This is a genomic window from Thalassobaculum sp. (assembly GCF_040219215.1).
GTDB lineage: Bacteria > Pseudomonadota > Alphaproteobacteria > Thalassobaculales > Thalassobaculaceae > Thalassobaculum_A.
In genome coordinates this window covers 157067-172922 of sequence record NZ_JAVJSX010000025.1, presented here as the reverse complement: position 1 = coordinate 172922, position 15856 = coordinate 157067, and the positions used below count along the sequence as shown (strand labels likewise).

Below are 15856 nucleotides of genomic sequence, written 5' to 3'. Positions count from 1 at the left end.
CAGCCCTCGCCGACCTAGACCAGCAGCCGCATCACCGTGTCCCAGTGCGTATCAGTCATCCGTTCGGTCGACCGGATCGAGTTGCCCTCGACAAGGCAGTTGATGATCTGAGTGCGGCGGGCGAGGCTGAGGCGGTTCATTGGTCTTGTTCCCGAGCGGTTACGTATATATAGCCATATACAGAGCGCGGCCTATCAATGGGAACATATACATGGATTTCAAAAGAGCGACTGATAGCCTGTGCGACAATGTCGGCCACGACGATGTCGCCAAGGCCCTTGGTGTTTCCGTCCAAAGTGTGAGGCAGGCGCGCTTAAGGGGTGAAGCTAGAGCGCATCGCTCTCCCCCCTCCGATTGGCAGAACGCACTCATTCGGCTTGCCGAAGAACGAGTCTGGCACTACAGAAAACTTATAACCGAGCTAAAACAAGAAGAAGGGCGCTGATATGTCTCAAATAGTAACTCTTTCAGAAGCCCCTACAACGGGCCTGGGGCTATTGTTATCAAAAAGCCGATTTTTCGTCCCATCTCATCAACGAGACTATAGGTGGGACACTGATAGAGTTCGTCAGCTGCTTGATGACATTCATGATGCTATGGAACGGGGGGATACCTATTACTTTATTGGGCTGATGGTGTTCATGCAGGATCAGGGCCGACTGCGGGTGCTGGATGGTCAACAAAGGCTAGCTACCATAATCATATTTGCTTCGGCTCTTCGATCATGGTTTGGCTCGATAAATGATACGATTACGCTATCAAAAATCGAGTCTGATTTTATTGGGACAGCAGAATATGGACAAGCAAACATACTGCCTAGCTTGGAGCTAAATCACAACAACAACAGCAACTTTCAGCAATTTGTCGTACAATCTAGCTCGCTAAGCGCCGTTAAGAGAGAAAGGAATAGGCTAAATAAATTTGCTCCGAACGCTGAACTTTTAAATGCTGTTATAGAATGCCATGATTATGTATCGCTAATTGCCGACAAGTTCGACGATGAAAACGAAGCTCGGGCATTTTTTCACAAACTTATTGTTTATATTAGAGATTGTGTTATTGCAGTTCGTTTAACGGTACCAAATGAGAGCAATGCCTTTCGGGTATTTGAGACGCTTAATGATCGTGGCCTTGATTTATCAGCGGTTGATCTGCTAAAAAACTATATATTCGGCCTTGCGCACGATGTTTCGCCTCAGTTGTTGGCTCAGATCGAGAGCAGATGGGTCCAGATTACACACGTAATTACTAACCACAAAGAACTGGATTATTTAAAGTCATACTGGACGTCCAGGTACGGCCGAACACAAACGGCTGATTTATTCGATGATGCAAGAAAGTATATCACGAGCGGCCACGAAGCCAACAAATTCACAATAGATTATCTTGAAGCAGCAGAACAATACGTGGCGATTGAATCGCCAGATGATCCCGTTTGGGGAAAATACACAAAAAAACTCAAGGAGCGCTTAGTCAATTTTCTAGAGCTTGGATCAAAGCAGGCTTACCCCGTCATCCTGTCTGGGCTAGCCCGGTTTGACGAGAACGACATGAGTCGATTGCTGTGGCTCATGGAGGTGGTTTCGGTGCGGTGGCAGCTTATCGGCGGCCACCGCACCGGGGTCTTAGAAATCCAAGCCGCTCGGTTAGCTCACAAGATATGGTCGAAAGAGGTAACATCGGCCTCCGCGGCACGGGAGGCAGTCTCATCAGTTTATGTAAAAGACGATGATTTTCACAATGAATTCATCGCAAAGTCGAATCTGACCAATAAGAATGCTTCGTCGATACTTCGCCGACTCGAATCTCAGGAAATTCAGCTTTCTCGTGGCGTTGATGCCAAGGAACTTGGTCCGACACAGGCGCTGACGCTTGAACACATATTGCCGAAAAATCCTGGCAATGAATGGAATTCAGAAACTAGTATAGACAAAGACATTACTTTAGAATGCGCTGGCCTCATTGGCAACATGTGCCTTCTTACGGCGGGGCGTAATCGCATGTTGGGCCGCAAACACGTGCGCGAGAAATCTATCGCTTACGCCAAAAGCGATCTGCTGCTGACAAAATCAATAGGAGAACGAGATAGATGGTGCCGTGACGACATCATGACGAGACAGGCGTATCTTGCATCATTGGCCGTAAAGCTGTGGCGGTTTTAATGAATGACGTTGATGTATTGCGTCAATCCGTCGAGACCCAGTATGGCGGCAGGGCTACTCTCGTGCAATCCACCCCGGTCAAAGAGACTTTCCAGGGCCAGACCGCATGGGAGGGCGTCGTCCACGTCTTCGACCTAGCCGACAACCCCAAGGCCGCCCGCGCCTACGCCTGGTCGTCCCCGATCGAGGGCAGCACCAAACGCCGGTTCTTTGCGGTGCTACATATGGGCGGGATCAAGAGCCCGCGGGATGCGGTTAGAGCGGCTATCGTGGCGGAACATCGCTCAATGAAGGGAGGATGTGATGACGGTTGATCATGTAGCCAGAGCCCGCAAGGCTTGGCCGCACCTTGTGAGACTCGCGCCCAAAATGTCGCCTTGCACATACGGAGAGATTTCAGAAAAGATCGGCGTGCATTGGAGGGCGGCAGCACACTTTTTAAGCGTCATTCAAGAGCACTGTCGAAATGAAGATCTGCCGCCGTTGCAGGCACTAGTGGTAAACAAGGCAAGTCGCCTTCCCGGTTCGGGTTACGTGGGCTCGTCAAGAACGCATGCAGCACATCAAAGGGCGCTCCGTAAGATTGGCGAGTACCGCCGCTGGCCCCCGAAGGCGCCCTTCTAGCGGCGCGCCTCGTCAAATTAGGACACTACCGAGGGGATCCGGGTGCTTGACCACGCCGCCGCCGTCGCGCGACGGTGCCATCCTGGTACCCGCGTCCGCTTCGGCCTGACGTCACTCACTCGAAGGGACGCCGTGTGAGCGTTGCTGCAGTTAATCCCGGCCTGGGTCTTGAGCGCTATGATGGAGCGTTGCGGTTCCGCGTGGCCGATGGCCGGATCCACGGGCTGCGCCAGACCCCGCCGATGCGTCTGTTTCGGCCGTACCCCGAACTGGGTGAGCCTCGCACGGTGGTGGTCGGCAATATCGCGGGTGGCGTGGTTGGTGGTGACCGGCTGGCGGTAGACCTGTCGGTGGGTGCGGGCGAGAGCCTGCTGGCCACCACCCAGGCCGCCGAGAAAATCTACCGCTCCGACGGGGCTACGGCGTCAATGAACGTCGACCTGTCAGTCGCCAAGAACGCCACCCTGGAGTGGCTGTCGGCCGGGACGATCCTGTTCGACGGCTCCCGGCTCGACCGGACGACGACTCTGGATATCGCCCCAACCGGACGCCTGATGTTCAGCGAGACCCTGGTGTTCGGCCGGTTGGCGCATGGCGAGGTGTTTGCCGGTGGTGCGCTGCGCGACCGGATCCGGTTTCGTCGAGACGGTCGCCTGCGGTGGGCCGACGATCTGGCGTTGGGTGGCAGGGTGCTCGACTCGCTGGATGCCGGCGCCGGTTTCGGCGGCGCCCGATCGCTGTCGACGTTGCTGTTCGCGGCTCCCGGTGCCGGGAAGGCGGTAGAGTCGTTGCGTTCCCTGCTGGAAGCCGATCGAGACCTGCGTGCCGGTGCCACGGCGATCGATCCCGACCTGCTGGTGGTGCGCATCATGGCGGCCGATCCGGCGCCCGCCCGTCGGCTGGTCGGGGCGGTGTGGACGGCGCTGCGATCGGCGCATCTCGGCAGGCCCGCGCGCATGCCCACGATTTGGGCAATCTGACGCCGATTTGTGCACTGCAAGAAAGGCTCGACGCGGCCGCGGTTGGACGCCACGCTTACCCCTCGTGAGCAGGATGAGGAGGGGGCGGTGCAACTCACCCCGCGCGAGAAGGACAAGCTGCTGATCGCCATGGCGGCGATCGTGGCGCGCCGGCGCCTGGAGCGCGGCGTGAAGCTGAACTACCCGGAGGCGATCGCGCTGATCACCGACACGGTGGTCGAAGGCGCGCGTGACGGACGCTCGGTCGCCGACCTGATGGAGGCGGGGGCCCAGGTGGTCTCGCGCGATCAGGTAATGGAGAGCATCGCCGAGATGCTGCACGAGGTGCAGGTCGAGGCGACGTTCCCGGACGGCACCAAGCTCGTCACCGTCCACGAACCGATCCGCTGAGGGAGGGCGCGATGATCCCGGGTGAGCTGATCCCCGCCGAGGGCGAGATCGAACTGAACGCCGGTGCCGACCGCGTCACCATCACCGTCGCCAACACCGGCGACCGGCCGGTGCAGGTCGGTAGCCACTATCACTTCGCCGAGACCAATCCCGGTCTGACGTTCGACCGCGAGGTGGCATCCGGTCGGCGGCTGGATATTCCGGCGGGCACCGCGGTCCGCTTCGAACCAGGCCAGACCCGGGAAGTCACGCTGGTCCCTTATCTGGGCGAGCGCAGGGTCTACGGCTTCAACCAGAAGGTCATGGGCACCCTGCCGGCGTCGATTCCCGGCAAGGGCAACGTCCCGCCGCGCATGATGGCGCGCGGCGCCTATGCCGGGATGTTCGGCCCGACAGTCGGCGACAAGGTGCGGCTGGCCGATACTGAGTTGTTCATCGAGGTCGAGAAGGACTTCACCACCTACGGCGAGGAGGTGAAGTTCGGCGGCGGCAAGGTGATCCGCGACGGCATGGGCCAGAGTCAGGCAAGCCGGGCCGACGGTGCGGTCGATCTGGTCATCACCAACGCCACGGTGCTCGACCATACCGGTGTGTTCAAGGCCGACATCGGGGTGCGGGACGGCCGCATCGTCGGCATCGGCAAGGCAGGCAACCCGGACGTGCAGCCGGGTGTCGACATCGTCATCGGGCCGGGGACCGAGGCGCTGGCCGGCGAGGGAAAGATCCTGACCGCCGGCGGTCTCGACGTGCACATCCATTTCATCTGCCCCCAACAGGTCGACGAGGCGTTGGCCTCCGGCGTCACCACCATGATGGGCGGCGGTACCGGCCCGGCGACCGGCACCAACGCCACCACCTGCACGCCGGGGCCGTGGAACCTGATGCGGATGCTGCAGGCCGCCGACGGCATCCCGATCAACCTCGGATTCTTCGGCAAGGGCAACGCCGCGTTGCCGCGCGGGCTGGAGGAACAGATTGCCGCCGGGGCCTGCGGGTTGAAGCTGCACGAGGACTGGGGAACCACCCCGGCCGCCATCGACTGCTGCCTGTCGGTGGCCGACGCGCTGGACGTGCAGGTGATGATCCACACCGACACGCTGAACGAGTCCGGCTTCGTCGAGCATTCCGTGGCGGCGTTCAAGGGCCGCACCATCCATGCCTTCCACACCGAGGGGGCCGGCGGCGGTCACGCGCCGGACATCATCAAGGTGTGCGGCGAGGCCAACGTCCTGCCGTCGTCGACCAACCCGACCCGGCCGTTCACCGTGAACACGGTGGACGAGCACCTCGACATGCTGATGGTCTGCCATCACCTGGACCCTCGCATCCCGGAGGACGTGGCGTTCGCCGAGAGCCGGATCCGCAAGGAGACCATCGCCGCCGAGGACATCCTGCACGACCTCGGCGCGTTCTCGATCATGGCGTCGGACAGCCAGGCCATGGGCCGGGTCGGCGAGGTGGTGATCCGCACCTGGCAGACCGCCGACAAGATGAAGAAGCAGTTCGGCCGCCTCGACGGCGAGACCGGCGACAACGACAACCTGCGGGCTCGGCGTTACATCGCGAAGTACACGATCAACCCGGCGATCGCCCAGGGCGTGTCGCGCGATGTCGGCTCGATCGAGGTCGGCAAGCGCGCCGACCTGGTGCTGTGGTCGCCGGCGTTCTTCGGAGTGAATCCCGATCTGGTGCTGGTCGGCGGCCTGATCGCCTCGGCGATGATGGGCGATCCGAACGCCTCGATCCCGACCCCGCAGCCGGTCCACTCCCGGCCGATGTTCGGCTCGCTCGGCCGGGCGCTGTCGACCGGTTCGGTCAGCTTCGTCAGCCAAGCGGCGGTCGAGCGCGACGTGCGCGGCCAGTACGGGCTGGCCAAGGAGACGGTGGCGGTGCGCGACACCCGCGGCGGCATCGGCAAGCGGTCGATGCGGCTGAACGACCTGACGCCGAGCATCACGGTAGATCCCGAAACCTACGCCGTCACCGCCGACGGCCGCCTGCTGACCTGCGAGCCGGCCAAGGTGGTGGCGATGGCGCAGCGCTACTTCCTGTTCTGAGGGCGCAATGAGACGGGCGATTGAACACGTGCCGGCCGGGTGCTGGCCGGCGGCCGAGGCGGCGGATGCGGTCACGCTGGACTACGACGCCCGGTTCCGACGACGCATGGTCCTGCACTGCGACAGCGGCCGCGAGGTGCTGCTCGATCTTCCCAAGGCAATTGCCATGGCCGAGGGCGACGGCCTGCGGCTTGAGGAGGGCGGCTGGCTGTCGGTCAAGGCCAAGCCGGAACCGCTGGTCGAGGTCCGGGCGACCGACCCGTACGCGCTGGTTCGCCTCGGCTGGCATCTGGGCAACCGGCACCTGCCGACCGAGATCGCCGATGGCGTGCTGCGCATCCGACCTGATCACGTGATCGAGGCCATGCTGGAAGGGCTGGGTGCGACCCTGACCCGGGTGACGCGGGCGTTCCAACCGGAGGGCGGCGCCTATGGCGGTCACGCCGGCCCGCACCACGCCCATGAATCGGCGCATGGCGGCAAGATCCACCACCATCACCACGGCTCCGACGGCGGGCATGACCACCACCACTGACCCGGCGGCCCTGCTGAAGCTGGCCGCGTGGCTGTCGCCATCCTTCCCGGTCGGCGCCTTCGCCTATTCGACGGGGCTGGAATGGGCCGTCGAGGACGGCCGGGTGGTCGGCCGCGCCGGGTTGGAGGCATGGCTGCGTACGGTGATCGAGAACGGGCCGCCGCGCCAGGATGCGGTGCTGGTCGCGCGAACATGGCGCGCGGTGACACGGGGCGACCGGCCCGGCCTGGTGGAGACGGCGGAGCTGGCCGCGGCTCTCAAGGGCACTGCGGAACTGGCGCAGGAGACGGTGGTGCAGGGCACGGCCTATCTGCGCACTGTACGGGCCGCGTGGCCGAGCGTCCGGCTGGACACGGCCGTAGCGGATCTGGCGGAGGCCGGAGTTGAGCCGGCGCTGCCCGTGGCGGTCGGCGCCGCGTCGGCGGTGCATGGCGTGGGACTGGGATCGACCCTGCTGCTGTTCCTGCACGCGGTGGCCGCCAACCAGGTCTCGGCGGCGATCCGGTTGTCGGTGATCGGACAGACCGACGGCCAGCGGGTGACCGCGGCCCTGGAGCCGGTCATCCTGAAGGTTGCAACCATGGCCGAGGCTGCAGATCCGGATGACCTGGGAGCGGCCACCCCGATGCTCGATTGGTGCTCGATGCGCCACGAGACCCAGCACACCCGATTGTTCCGGTCCTGAGAGGCAGACGAGAGATGAGCGAAGCGTTGGAGATGGCCGTAACCGGGCCATTGCGGGTCGGGATCGGCGGGCCCGTCGGGTCCGGCAAGACCGCGCTGGTCGAGGCGCTGTGTAAGCATATGCGCGGCGAGAACGAACTGGTGGTGGTCACCAACGACATCTACACCGACGAGGACCGCCGCATCCTGGTGCGAGCCGGCGCCCTTCCGGAAGAGCGGATCATGGGGGTCGAGACCGGCGGCTGTCCGCACACCGCGATCCGCGAGGACGCCTCGATCAACCTGGCGGCGGTCGCCCAGATGCAGACCCTGTTCCCGACCGCCGAGATCTGCTTCATCGAGAGCGGCGGCGACAACCTGGCCGCCACCTTCAGCCCGGAACTGGCCGACCTGACCATCTACGTGATCGATGTGGCGGCGGGTGAGAAGATCCCGCGGAAAGGCGGGCCGGGCATCACCCGTTCCGACCTGCTGGTGATCAACAAGATCGACCTGGCACCGCTGGTCGGCGCCGATCTTGGTGTCATGGAGGCTGACACCAAGCGGATGCGCGGCGACCGGCCCTACATCTTCACCAATCTGAAAATCGGCACGGGCGTTCCCGAGATCGCCGGGTTCATCCGCAAGAACGGCGGGATCCAATCCGGATGATCTGCCACGCGCATCCGTAACCACAGGACATGGCGCATGCGCAGTGTTGGGGAGGTTCATAGACACCGGGAGCGTCCCGTAATCCGGCGATATCGGGTGGCCTGGATTGCACTGACGCGCGGCCGGACGAAGAGTTATTCGGTATCCAGTCGATACTTTAGAAATTGAGCGCCATCGTGCTCGATCTCACTGACAAACTGTGCGCCGAGTCTCGTGAGTGCGCCCAGGCTTCTGCGTGATGGCGGCAACAGGAACGTCACGAAGGGGATTCTCCTGTCAGCCATTGCAAACTCAATGGCGATCTTTGTGATGCGCGGGCGAGTATATACTTGACAAAGCATGTTTGCGCGCCGACTTGAGATAAGGACAGGCCAGCGCAGATTTCCGCGGGGGAGTGAGCGGCCCGTTCGTCGGCACCAGCTTCGTCTAGAGGGCCGGGTGCGGGCCGCCACTCACTTGAACATCGAAAGCCACGACATTCGTGGTTCTAACATCAGGCTGTCGGGAACGGTCGGAAAGAACTTCAGGCCATAACTCCGGTAGGTTCCGGAGCGCTTGTAGATGATCGGCCGGATGATCTGCGCATACCGGTCTTCGGTGGTGCCGTACTCGGACCACTCGACCGCTTTCGCCACGCCGCTCGCGACTCCGTCTGCGAGTTGAAGGCACCGCAGGTCTTTGTTCGCGCGAACTTCGGAGTGAACGAGGTCAAGCGCGGCCCATTTGATGGAGTGCTGGTTCAGCAGGCGGTTCGCAACGGTTCGGCTCTTTAGGATCGCCATGTACTGGCGGAAGTCGGACAGTGTCAGTCCGCGACGGCTGGAGAGGATCATGCGGGCCACGCCGCCATCGGACGCGGCGAACCACGACAGCCGCTCCAGGAGCAGTTTGGCGGCGTAGAAGTACAGGTAATAGGGGCGCTGGAAGTTGTCGGGTTTGGTCAGGCTGGGCTTGTGAACCAGGACCGTCATCGCGTGCACGGGCAGTTGCACCATATGGGACAGGAACCCCATGCGGGCATCGTGGTTCGTGTTGGCGAGATGAAAGAACCAGGCGTCGGGCTTCCGGTGCCGGGCCTTGAACTCGGCGTAGTGGTCCTTGATCTGTTGGACGTGGACGACATCGTGCACGATGGCAGACAGAACGAACCACTCGCTGCTGGCGCGTTTGGGCGGTGTGGCAAACTGGAAGCCTTCATCCCCGCTTTCATCGAGATAGGCGACGAACTGCCTCATGAACGACTCCAATGACGACAAGCGTCCCGAGGACGACCCTCGGTTCAAGAAGGTGGTGAACAACCTGCTGCGGACGCCACCGAAGCCGCACAAGGATGAACCGCCGAAGCGGAAGCCCAAGAAGAGTGACGACGAATGACGGTTGCACGATCCGATCTGGAACGGGTGCGCGACTGGGCAGCGCAGAAGATTGCCGACGGCGGAGAACCGCCGTCGGCTTGGTACCAGTACATGAAGCTCCGCGAGGCGCTTGATGCGCTGATCGACGGCGTGGCCTTGTCGTTCACGCCGGCAGATTCACCCGAACTGGCGGCACATCCGGGAACCGTTGTCCGACTGCCGGTTGGATCTGCTCGGCAAGATATCGCTCGATCCCGTCCATAAGGACGGCCGGGGCCGTTGCCCATGTGGCGTAGAGCGTCCCGAACTGTCGATGCGCGGTGATCTCGGGGTCGTTCTGGTGGTCGCTGAGGCGATCCCCGATGTCCCCTTGGCCAACGCGGATCCACCGTCCGTTTCGCCAAATGATGTACACGCCGAGCGCGCTGATCTTTGAGCAGAGCAGCGCGTCGAGTTGAAACCAGATGGCGGGCGGTCGCGCCCATGTTAGGAGGTAGCCGTCTCGCTGCGCGGAGCGCAGGAGTTCGGCGTCGTACAGAGCGGACGCAAGGAGTCCGCGTGGTCGTTCTGGGAGCAGTCCAGCCATAGGTGGCCTCCATCAGTTTGACGGGCCGTCCGATTGACTAACTCTCTGCGACTCATCTAACGTCGCTGTGCACCAAGGTGGCTCCCGGACGGCCCTACCGTTTGGGAACCGGCGGACCCGGGGCCTGCCAGCCCCGGGGTCCGTGCCAATCAACCCCCGATTCGATGGACTTCGGGACGGGTGGTCAACAGTTTTAGCTAAATGTTCGGGAATCGAAGGCGTAGAGCCACTACCGCTTGCGTCGCTGCTCGCGATGGTGGTCCCAGCGTAAGAGCGACTCGACCAGTTTTTTAAACTTTTGGTCTGTGATTCGCCCGCCGCTGTTATGCCCCGAGACCAGTCCGCCGGTAGGTCAGGCGCTTGCCTTCGGCGCCCTTGAGGGCGGCGCGGGCGCGTTCCATGTCGGAAACGTCGCGGGTGTTGTAGCGGAAGTCGAACTCGCCGAGGTAGCGCTTCAAGTGCTTCTCGGACACGGCCTGATACACGCCGTTGATGCCGCGCTTGAAGATGGAGAAGTAATTTTCGACCGTGTTCGTGTGCCAGAAGCCGCCGCGCACGTACTCCTTGATGGAGTGGTTCACGGTGCCGTGCCCGCCGAACTCACGGGCGACGCGCGGATAGATCGGGCTTTCGTCCGTCATGATGTAGGACGCCTGTTCAATCTGCTGGCTGACGATCTTGCCCACGATGCGGCTCGTCACCTTCGGGACGTGCTGTGAACGGACTTTGCCGCCACGCTCGACCAACGCCACGACGGCCTCTTTCTTCGGCGGCGGCGTGAACGCGCGGTTCTTAGCCTTGCCGCCAACGTAGGTCTCGTCGACCTCGACCACCTTGTTGCCGCCGCCAACCGGGCCGGGGGCGAAGTCACGCATGGCCTCGCGGATGCGGTGGGTCATGAACCACGCCGATTTGTACGTCACGCCCAACATGCGGTGAAGCTGGTGGGTGCTGATCCCCTTCTTGCTGGACGACAGCAGGTAGGAGGCCATCAACCACTTGCTGAGGCCGATCTTGGAGCGCTCGAACACGGTCCCGACCGTCACGGTGAACTGCTTACGGCATGACGAACGACCGCACTGGTACAGACCGGCGCGGTGCGACTTGCCTTCCATCTTCCGGACGTTCTCGGCTTCGCCGCAATGCGGGCAAACCGCACCGTTCGGCCAGCGCTCCGCTTCCATAAAAGCGCGGGCTTCGTCGTCGTCGTGAAAGATGGGGTTCTGCAAGTCAGACATCGGTCGTTCCTCCTACTCACTGTAGATAGGAATCCGCGTCTGCTGCGTCAAGTATATAATCGCCGATGCGCGTGCCAAGCCCAAAATTCTCAGGCTTGAGCACCAATCCATAGTCCCATTCATCGCCTTCTTTCTGAAAGCCACCCCATCCGACATAACTGTCGTTGCAAAGTATCGCCCAATGCCCAAGCCCGTCGCGACGCCAGCATTCCTCTTTTGCAGTGATGAACTTGGCAGCAGTGTCTTGATCCCATTTGAATGTAAGAAGTGGCATGTGGGCAGCAACACGGGGGTCAGACATATGCGCAACAATTTTGCTCGCCGATATATCTGCCAGTCGTCCGAAAGTGATTCTCTGGTTTGGTGAGTTATTCATTTTGCCTTAAATAACATTAAATTTATTATAAAATGAATATTATGATCAAAAGTTCATTGGTTGTCGCATTTTAGTATTTGGCGGGAGTGTCTATTCTATTTATTCATCAACATAAAATCATGATGCTAAGATAATTTAGTGATCTGGAAATTTGTTTTTGAGTTGATGAAGGATTCGCTTGCGGTATCGTCAGATGATTAATCTGTGCAGAATCTTCAATCTTCGCCGTCTGAACGTCAATTGCCGGAGGGTGTTATGTGTCAGGTTTGTGATGAGCGCCGGACCAACCTGTCCCGTCGTCGATTGCTGGGAGCGGCCGGTCTTGCATTAGCCAGTGCGGCGGTTGCCGGCCCCCTGTCGTCGTTTCCGACTCTCGCCCAGACCGCACCGAACGCGATCGCCCCGGATGTGGCCTTAGCGCGTATCATGGAAGGCAACGCGCGGTACGCTGGCAACTCCCCGGCCAACAAAGACTTTTCCGCCGGGCGGATGGCTCGGGCGGAGGCCCAGTTCCCGATCGCGGCGATCGTCGGCTGTGCCGACTCGCGTGCGGCACCGGAGCTGATTTTCGACCACGCGCCAGGCGAGTTGTTCGTCACGCCAGTCGCCGGCAACTTCGTCAACGACGACGGTCTCGCCAGCCTGGAATATGGGGTCAAGTTCCTGGGCGTTCCGCTGATCATGGTGCTGGGGCATTCTGGCTGTGGTGCCGTCTCCGCCACCATCAAGGTGGTCCAGGAGGGTGTGACATTGCCAGGGCACCTGCCCGGCCTAGTCGATGCCCTGCGGCCGGGGGTCAAGGCGGCCATCGCCCAGAAGCCGGTGGATCTGCTCGCGGCGGCGACAATCGAAAACGTTCGTTACAACGTCGCTCAGCTTCAGGCTGCCAAGCCGATCGTCTCGGAATTCGTCGCGGCCGGGAAGGTGAAGGTGGTCGGCGGTGTGTATGACATCGCCTCAGGCAGGGTAAATCTGGTTTAATGCCGACCGGTCGAGGTCATACCATGCCGCTCGACAGGGCCATGATGTCGTCCTCCAGCTTTCCGGTTACGGCGGCATAGAGGTCGCGGATCGACACGATTGCCAGCAGTCGTCCGTCCTCGACCACCGGCAGGTGGCGGTAACCGCCCTCGGCCATGTGCTCCAGCGCCTTCAGGATCGGCCAATCCGGGGTCGCGGTCTTCGGCGAGGCGGTCATGACCTGACCGATCGTGGTTGCCAGCGGGTCAAGGTCGCGGTCGACGACCCGGCACATCACGTCCCGTTCGGTGAAGATGCCGACCAGGGCCCCGTCAGGCCCGATCACCGGCACGGCGCCGATGTGCCGCTCGGCCATCAGCCGCACCGTGGCGCGTACGTTGTCCGCGGGTGTGACCGTCACCAGGGTCTGCGCGGTGATCGCATCGGGGATGATGGTCAGGGTCATGGAACGCTCCCAGTTCAGGTCGCTTCGGGCGCCAGCCGGAGCTTCGGCATGACGACGGCCCCGGCAATTGCGACCGCCGCCGCAAACGCCAGGAAGCCATGGGCATAGCTGAGGCCGACCGCCAGCAGGCCGCCGAACAGGGCGGGGCCGGTCGCCAGCCCGATGAAGGTCACGAACGAAACGGCGCCCGTCGCCGTGGCGGCGTGCCGGACCCCGGCTGCCCGTATGACCTCGGCGAACAGCAGGCCGTTCCAACTCATGGCGACACTGCCGAGGACAGCGGCCCCCAGCAGCACCAGAGCGGTCGGCCATCCCGGGGACAGCGCCGCGGCACCGGTCAGGGCGGCGGCCATGGCGAAGCCCAGCCCGCTCAGCAGGAGGCGCGGTCGACCGCTGGCGGTGGCAAGGCCGCCGAGCAGGAAGCGGTTGGCAATCCCAGCGCTCTGGGCCAACGCGAATCCGAAACCGGCGACAATCAGCGACAGCCCGGCGACGTCGTGCATGTAGGCGACGAGATAGACCACCAGCGACAGCTGGGCGCTGGCGAACACGATGGCGGCGAAGGTCAGGCGCCGCAGCTGCGGGTTGTCGCGGATCATCGTCAGCGGTTCCATCAGGCTGCGGCGCGCGACCTTGTGGAAACGGGGTGACCGCGGATCGAGTTGGGGGCGCCAACGCTCCAGCAGCAACGCGAGCACCGCCGCGATCACTGCCCAGGCAATCAGGGTTCCGGACCAGCCGGCCAGCAGAACCAGCCCGGGAACGGCGAGGCCGGTGACCAGCCGGCCCAACGTCATCCCCGACTGACCCAGGGACATCGCAAGGGGCAACTCGCGGCTCTCGGCGTGGCGCGCGATCAACTGGCTGCCGGCCGGCACCGACAGGCCGACAGCGATCCCGTACCCGACCGCCGACAACAGCATGGCCGGCGGCCACCCCGTGGCGAACAGCAGTGCGCCGGCACCGGCCGCGATCAGGCAGATCTGCCCGCCGCGCACCGCACCCTGTCGCAGAACGATGCCGCCGGCCAGCAGCGATACCGGCATGGCAACGGCGTAGCACAGCGCGACGAACGGCCCGACCCAGTGGACGTCAAGCGCAAGACTGTGAGCGATGGTGGGGGCCGCAACCTGGATCGACGCCATGGTCAGCGCCACAACCAGTTGCACCGTGGTGGCAATCAGGACCGGCGAAATGGCGCCGCGCGACAACCGCATGATCGAAACCCTTTCGGTTTCCGACGGGTCGTCATGCTAGCCGGTGGCGATGGGCAGGGGAATGACGGCAGCGACCAAGGCGCTTTCGTAGTTCAGACCGGCGACCGGTCCGAAAGCGTTGCCGACACGCCCTCGCGGACCGTCCGGTCGTACGCCGCCTGCCGGTCCAACCAGAAGCGCGCCGATGATCCGAAGAAGCTTGCGAGCCGAAGGGCCGTGTCGGTGTTGATCGGCCTGTAGCCGTGGATGATGTCGACCAGTTGGCCGATCGTGAGCCGCGTCGCCTGGGACAGGCTTGCGACCGAGACATTGCGTGCCGCCAGTTCATCGGCCAGCGTCTCGCCCGGGTGGCCCGACGCGTTCCTGCGCTCATCGTCGATCGATGAATTCCAGATCATAAGCACCTCCCTATCGGACCGCCGAACAACCGATCAGTAAGCGAGTCGGTCCGACCGCCATCCAGGAGAACGCCGTCGATAGCCAGTTGGTTCCACGGCGGTGGAGCCTCACGGCGTTCAACCTCGCAATTTCAGCGCTTGTCGCCATGTGAGCGCTGCGGCGTCCAAGATTCACAGAGTGCCAGGAGAAGGATATGGGATTGCTGATCGACGGCGAATGGCGTGACCAATGGCCCGACACGTCGGCGTCCGGCGGGCGTTTCCAGCGCAAGGAGTCGGCGTTCCGAAACTGGGTGACCGCCGACGGCACGCCCGGGCCAAGCGGTACCGGCGGCTTCAAGGCGGAACCCGGCCGCTATCACCTCTACGTCTCGTTGGCCTGTCCATGGGCGCATCGCACCCTGATCCTGCGGGCGCTGAAGGGGTTGGAGAGCGCCATCTCGGTCTCGGTGGTCCACTGGTACATGGGAGACGACGGCTGGACCTTCGAGGCCGGTCCCGGGGTGGTGGCCGATCCGGTCCATGCAGCCGGCCTGTTGCGCGAAGTCTATCTGGCGGCCGACCGCCGCTACACCGGCCGGGTGACCGTGCCGGTGCTTTGGGACCGCCGGACCGGGACCATCGTTTCCAATGAATCGGCCGAGATCATCCGGATGTTCAACAGCGCGTTCGACGACGTCGGCGCGGCTGCCGGGGACTACTACCCGACCGTCCTTCGCGATCAGATCGACCAAGTGAACGCCCGCGTCTATGACACCGTCAACAATGGCGTCTACAAGGCCGGCTTCGCGACCACCCAGGAGGCGTACGAGGAAGCGGTCGGCCCGTTGTTCGACAGCCTCGACTGGCTGGAGGAAAGGCTCTCAAGGCAGCGCTATCTGGTCGGGGACAGGATGACCGAGGCCGATATCCGGCTGTTCACCACGCTGGTCCGCTTCGACCCGGTCTACGCCGGGCACTTCAAGTGCAACCTCCGGCGGATTGCGGACTATCCGGCCCTGTCGGCGTACACCCGGGATCTGTACCAGACGCCCGGCGTCGCCGGGACCGTGAACCTCGATCACATCAAGCGTCACTACTACGAGAGCCACCGCAGCGTGAATCCGACCGGTATCGTGCCGACGGGGCCGGAGGTGGACTACGAGGCACCGCACGGACGAGCCGGGATGTAGATCGT

General features: G+C 62.5%; 19 protein-coding genes. 11 read left to right on the top strand and 8 right to left on the bottom strand.

The features are described 5' to 3' along the window. Positions 1-14: 14 nt before the first annotated feature. Entirely contained in the window at positions 15-140 is a 126-nt protein-coding gene (locus RIC54_RS18665) for a hypothetical protein (protein ID WP_350096405.1), read from the bottom strand. A 306-nt stretch (positions 141-446) separates the two neighbouring features. On the opposite strand from RIC54_RS18665, the gene RIC54_RS18660 reads away from it, so the two are divergent. From RIC54_RS18660 to ureG, 8 genes are all read left to right on the top strand, one after another. Next, positions 447-2162 (top strand): DUF262 domain-containing protein, encoded by a 1716-nt coding sequence (locus tag RIC54_RS18660; RefSeq protein WP_350096403.1) that lies wholly within the window; start codon positions 447-449, stop codon positions 2160-2162. After that, the gene (locus RIC54_RS18655) at positions 2162-2476 is read left to right on the top strand and encodes a hypothetical protein (RefSeq protein WP_350096401.1); all 315 of its coding nucleotides are present in this window, start codon (positions 2162-2164) and stop codon (positions 2474-2476) included. Before RIC54_RS18660 ends, RIC54_RS18655 begins: the two co-directional genes overlap by 1 nt. A 444-nt stretch (positions 2477-2920) precedes the next feature. Beyond that, entirely contained in the window at positions 2921-3766 is an 846-nt protein-coding gene (locus RIC54_RS18650; RefSeq protein ID WP_350096399.1) for an urease accessory protein UreD, read from the top strand. A gap of 87 nt (positions 3767-3853) precedes the next feature. After that, positions 3854-4156, top strand: coding sequence for an urease subunit gamma (locus tag RIC54_RS18645; protein WP_350096397.1), 303 nt, complete (start codon positions 3854-3856; stop codon positions 4154-4156). Positions 4157-4167: 11 nt separating this feature from the next. Beyond that, entirely contained in the window at positions 4168-6213 is a 2046-nt protein-coding gene (gene ureC, locus RIC54_RS18640; RefSeq protein ID WP_350151310.1) for an urease subunit alpha, read from the top strand. 7 nt (positions 6214-6220) lie between these two features. Then, positions 6221-6748 carry an urease accessory protein UreE gene (locus RIC54_RS18635; protein WP_350096393.1) on the top strand — a complete coding sequence of 176 codons (528 nt, stop codon included), beginning with the start codon at positions 6221-6223 and terminating at the stop codon, positions 6746-6748. Beyond that, positions 6732-7433, top strand: coding sequence for an urease accessory protein UreF (locus tag RIC54_RS18630; RefSeq protein WP_350096391.1), 702 nt, complete (start codon positions 6732-6734; stop codon positions 7431-7433). The genes RIC54_RS18635 and RIC54_RS18630 overlap by 17 nt, the downstream gene beginning before the upstream one ends. Before the next feature lie 14 nt (positions 7434-7447). After that, positions 7448-8083: an urease accessory protein UreG gene (gene ureG, locus RIC54_RS18625; RefSeq protein WP_350096389.1), complete on the top strand. Its 636-nt coding sequence runs from the start codon at positions 7448-7450 to the stop codon at positions 8081-8083. A 452-nt stretch (positions 8084-8535) separates the two neighbouring features. On the opposite strand, the gene RIC54_RS18620 is transcribed toward ureG, so the two are convergent. Beyond that, positions 8536-9318, bottom strand: coding sequence for a DUF3800 domain-containing protein (locus RIC54_RS18620; protein ID WP_350096387.1), 783 nt, complete (start codon positions 9316-9318; stop codon positions 8536-8538). On the opposite strand from RIC54_RS18620, the gene RIC54_RS18615 reads away from it, so the two are divergent. Further along, on the top strand, positions 9317-9457 hold the full coding sequence (locus RIC54_RS18615) for a hypothetical protein (protein ID WP_350096385.1): 141 nt from the start codon (positions 9317-9319) through the stop codon (positions 9455-9457). The genes RIC54_RS18620 and RIC54_RS18615 overlap by 2 nt on opposite strands. A gap of 144 nt (positions 9458-9601) precedes the next feature. Here RIC54_RS18615 and RIC54_RS18610 read toward each other — a convergent pair whose 3' ends face one another. The 3 genes from RIC54_RS18610 to RIC54_RS18600 form a co-directional block, all read right to left on the bottom strand. After that, the gene (locus RIC54_RS18610; protein WP_350096383.1) at positions 9602-10024 is read right to left on the bottom strand and encodes a hypothetical protein; all 423 of its coding nucleotides are present in this window, start codon (positions 10022-10024) and stop codon (positions 9602-9604) included. A gap of 323 nt (positions 10025-10347) precedes the next feature. Further along, a complete protein-coding gene (locus tag RIC54_RS18605; protein WP_350096381.1) occupies positions 10348-11262 on the bottom strand; it encodes an IS1595 family transposase in 915 nt (304 codons plus the stop codon). 16 nt (positions 11263-11278) lie between these two features. Further along, complete coding sequence (locus RIC54_RS18600; RefSeq protein ID WP_350096379.1) at positions 11279-11638, bottom strand: GNAT family N-acetyltransferase; 360 nt, start codon at positions 11636-11638, stop codon at positions 11279-11281. A gap of 204 nt (positions 11639-11842) precedes the next feature. On the opposite strand from RIC54_RS18600, the gene RIC54_RS18595 reads away from it, so the two are divergent. Further along, positions 11843-12619, top strand: coding sequence for a carbonic anhydrase (locus RIC54_RS18595; RefSeq protein WP_350151308.1), 777 nt, complete (start codon positions 11843-11845; stop codon positions 12617-12619). 16 nt (positions 12620-12635) lie between these two features. On the opposite strand, the gene RIC54_RS18590 is transcribed toward RIC54_RS18595, so the two are convergent. The 3 genes from RIC54_RS18590 to RIC54_RS18580 form a co-directional block, all read right to left on the bottom strand. Continuing rightward, on the bottom strand, positions 12636-13064 hold the full coding sequence (locus tag RIC54_RS18590; protein ID WP_350096375.1) for a CBS domain-containing protein: 429 nt from the start codon (positions 13062-13064) through the stop codon (positions 12636-12638). 14 nt (positions 13065-13078) lie between these two features. Next, a complete protein-coding gene (locus tag RIC54_RS18585; RefSeq protein WP_350096373.1) occupies positions 13079-14281 on the bottom strand; it encodes an MFS transporter in 1203 nt (400 codons plus the stop codon). Between the two features lie 92 nt (positions 14282-14373). Further along, a complete protein-coding gene (locus RIC54_RS18580) occupies positions 14374-14679 on the bottom strand; it encodes a HigA family addiction module antitoxin (protein ID WP_350096371.1) in 306 nt (101 codons plus the stop codon). Between the two features lie 194 nt (positions 14680-14873). On the opposite strand from RIC54_RS18580, the gene RIC54_RS18575 reads away from it, so the two are divergent. Then, complete coding sequence (locus RIC54_RS18575; RefSeq protein WP_350096369.1) at positions 14874-15851, top strand: glutathione S-transferase family protein; 978 nt, start codon at positions 14874-14876, stop codon at positions 15849-15851. Positions 15852-15856: the final 5 nt, after the last annotated feature.

Bases quoted from the DNA above. Each gene is read 5' to 3' on its own strand.
- RIC54_RS18630 (WP_350096391.1), top strand. From the start codon at position 6,732: ATGACCACCACCACTGACCCGGCGGCCCTGCTGAAGCTGGCCGCGTGG.
- RIC54_RS18590 (WP_350096375.1), bottom strand. From the start codon at position 13,064: ATGACCCTGACCATCATCCCCGATGCGATCACCGCGCAGACCCTGGTG.
- ureC (WP_350151310.1), top strand. From the start codon at position 4,168: ATGATCCCGGGTGAGCTGATCCCCGCCGAGGGCGAGATCGAACTGAAC.
- RIC54_RS18620 (WP_350096387.1), bottom strand. From the start codon at position 9,318: ATGAGGCAGTTCGTCGCCTATCTCGATGAAAGCGGGGATGAAGGCTTC.
- RIC54_RS18615 (WP_350096385.1), top strand. From the start codon at position 9,317: ATGAACGACTCCAATGACGACAAGCGTCCCGAGGACGACCCTCGGTTC.
- RIC54_RS18605 (WP_350096381.1), bottom strand. From the start codon at position 11,262: ATGTCTGACTTGCAGAACCCCATCTTTCACGACGACGACGAAGCCCGC.
- RIC54_RS18635 (WP_350096393.1), top strand. From the start codon at position 6,221: ATGAGACGGGCGATTGAACACGTGCCGGCCGGGTGCTGGCCGGCGGCC.
- RIC54_RS18660 (WP_350096403.1), top strand. From the start codon at position 447: ATGTCTCAAATAGTAACTCTTTCAGAAGCCCCTACAACGGGCCTGGGG.
- RIC54_RS18610 (WP_350096383.1), bottom strand. From the start codon at position 10,024: ATGGCTGGACTGCTCCCAGAACGACCACGCGGACTCCTTGCGTCCGCT.
- RIC54_RS18600 (WP_350096379.1), bottom strand. From the start codon at position 11,638: ATGAATAACTCACCAAACCAGAGAATCACTTTCGGACGACTGGCAGAT.
- ureG (WP_350096389.1), top strand. From the start codon at position 7,448: ATGAGCGAAGCGTTGGAGATGGCCGTAACCGGGCCATTGCGGGTCGGG.
- RIC54_RS18585 (WP_350096373.1), bottom strand. From the start codon at position 14,281: ATGCGGTTGTCGCGCGGCGCCATTTCGCCGGTCCTGATTGCCACCACG.
- RIC54_RS18575 (WP_350096369.1), top strand. From the start codon at position 14,874: ATGGGATTGCTGATCGACGGCGAATGGCGTGACCAATGGCCCGACACG.
- RIC54_RS18665 (WP_350096405.1), bottom strand. From the start codon at position 140: ATGAACCGCCTCAGCCTCGCCCGCCGCACTCAGATCATCAACTGCCTT.
- RIC54_RS18580 (WP_350096371.1), bottom strand. From the start codon at position 14,679: ATGATCTGGAATTCATCGATCGACGATGAGCGCAGGAACGCGTCGGGC.
- RIC54_RS18655 (WP_350096401.1), top strand. From the start codon at position 2,162: ATGAATGACGTTGATGTATTGCGTCAATCCGTCGAGACCCAGTATGGC.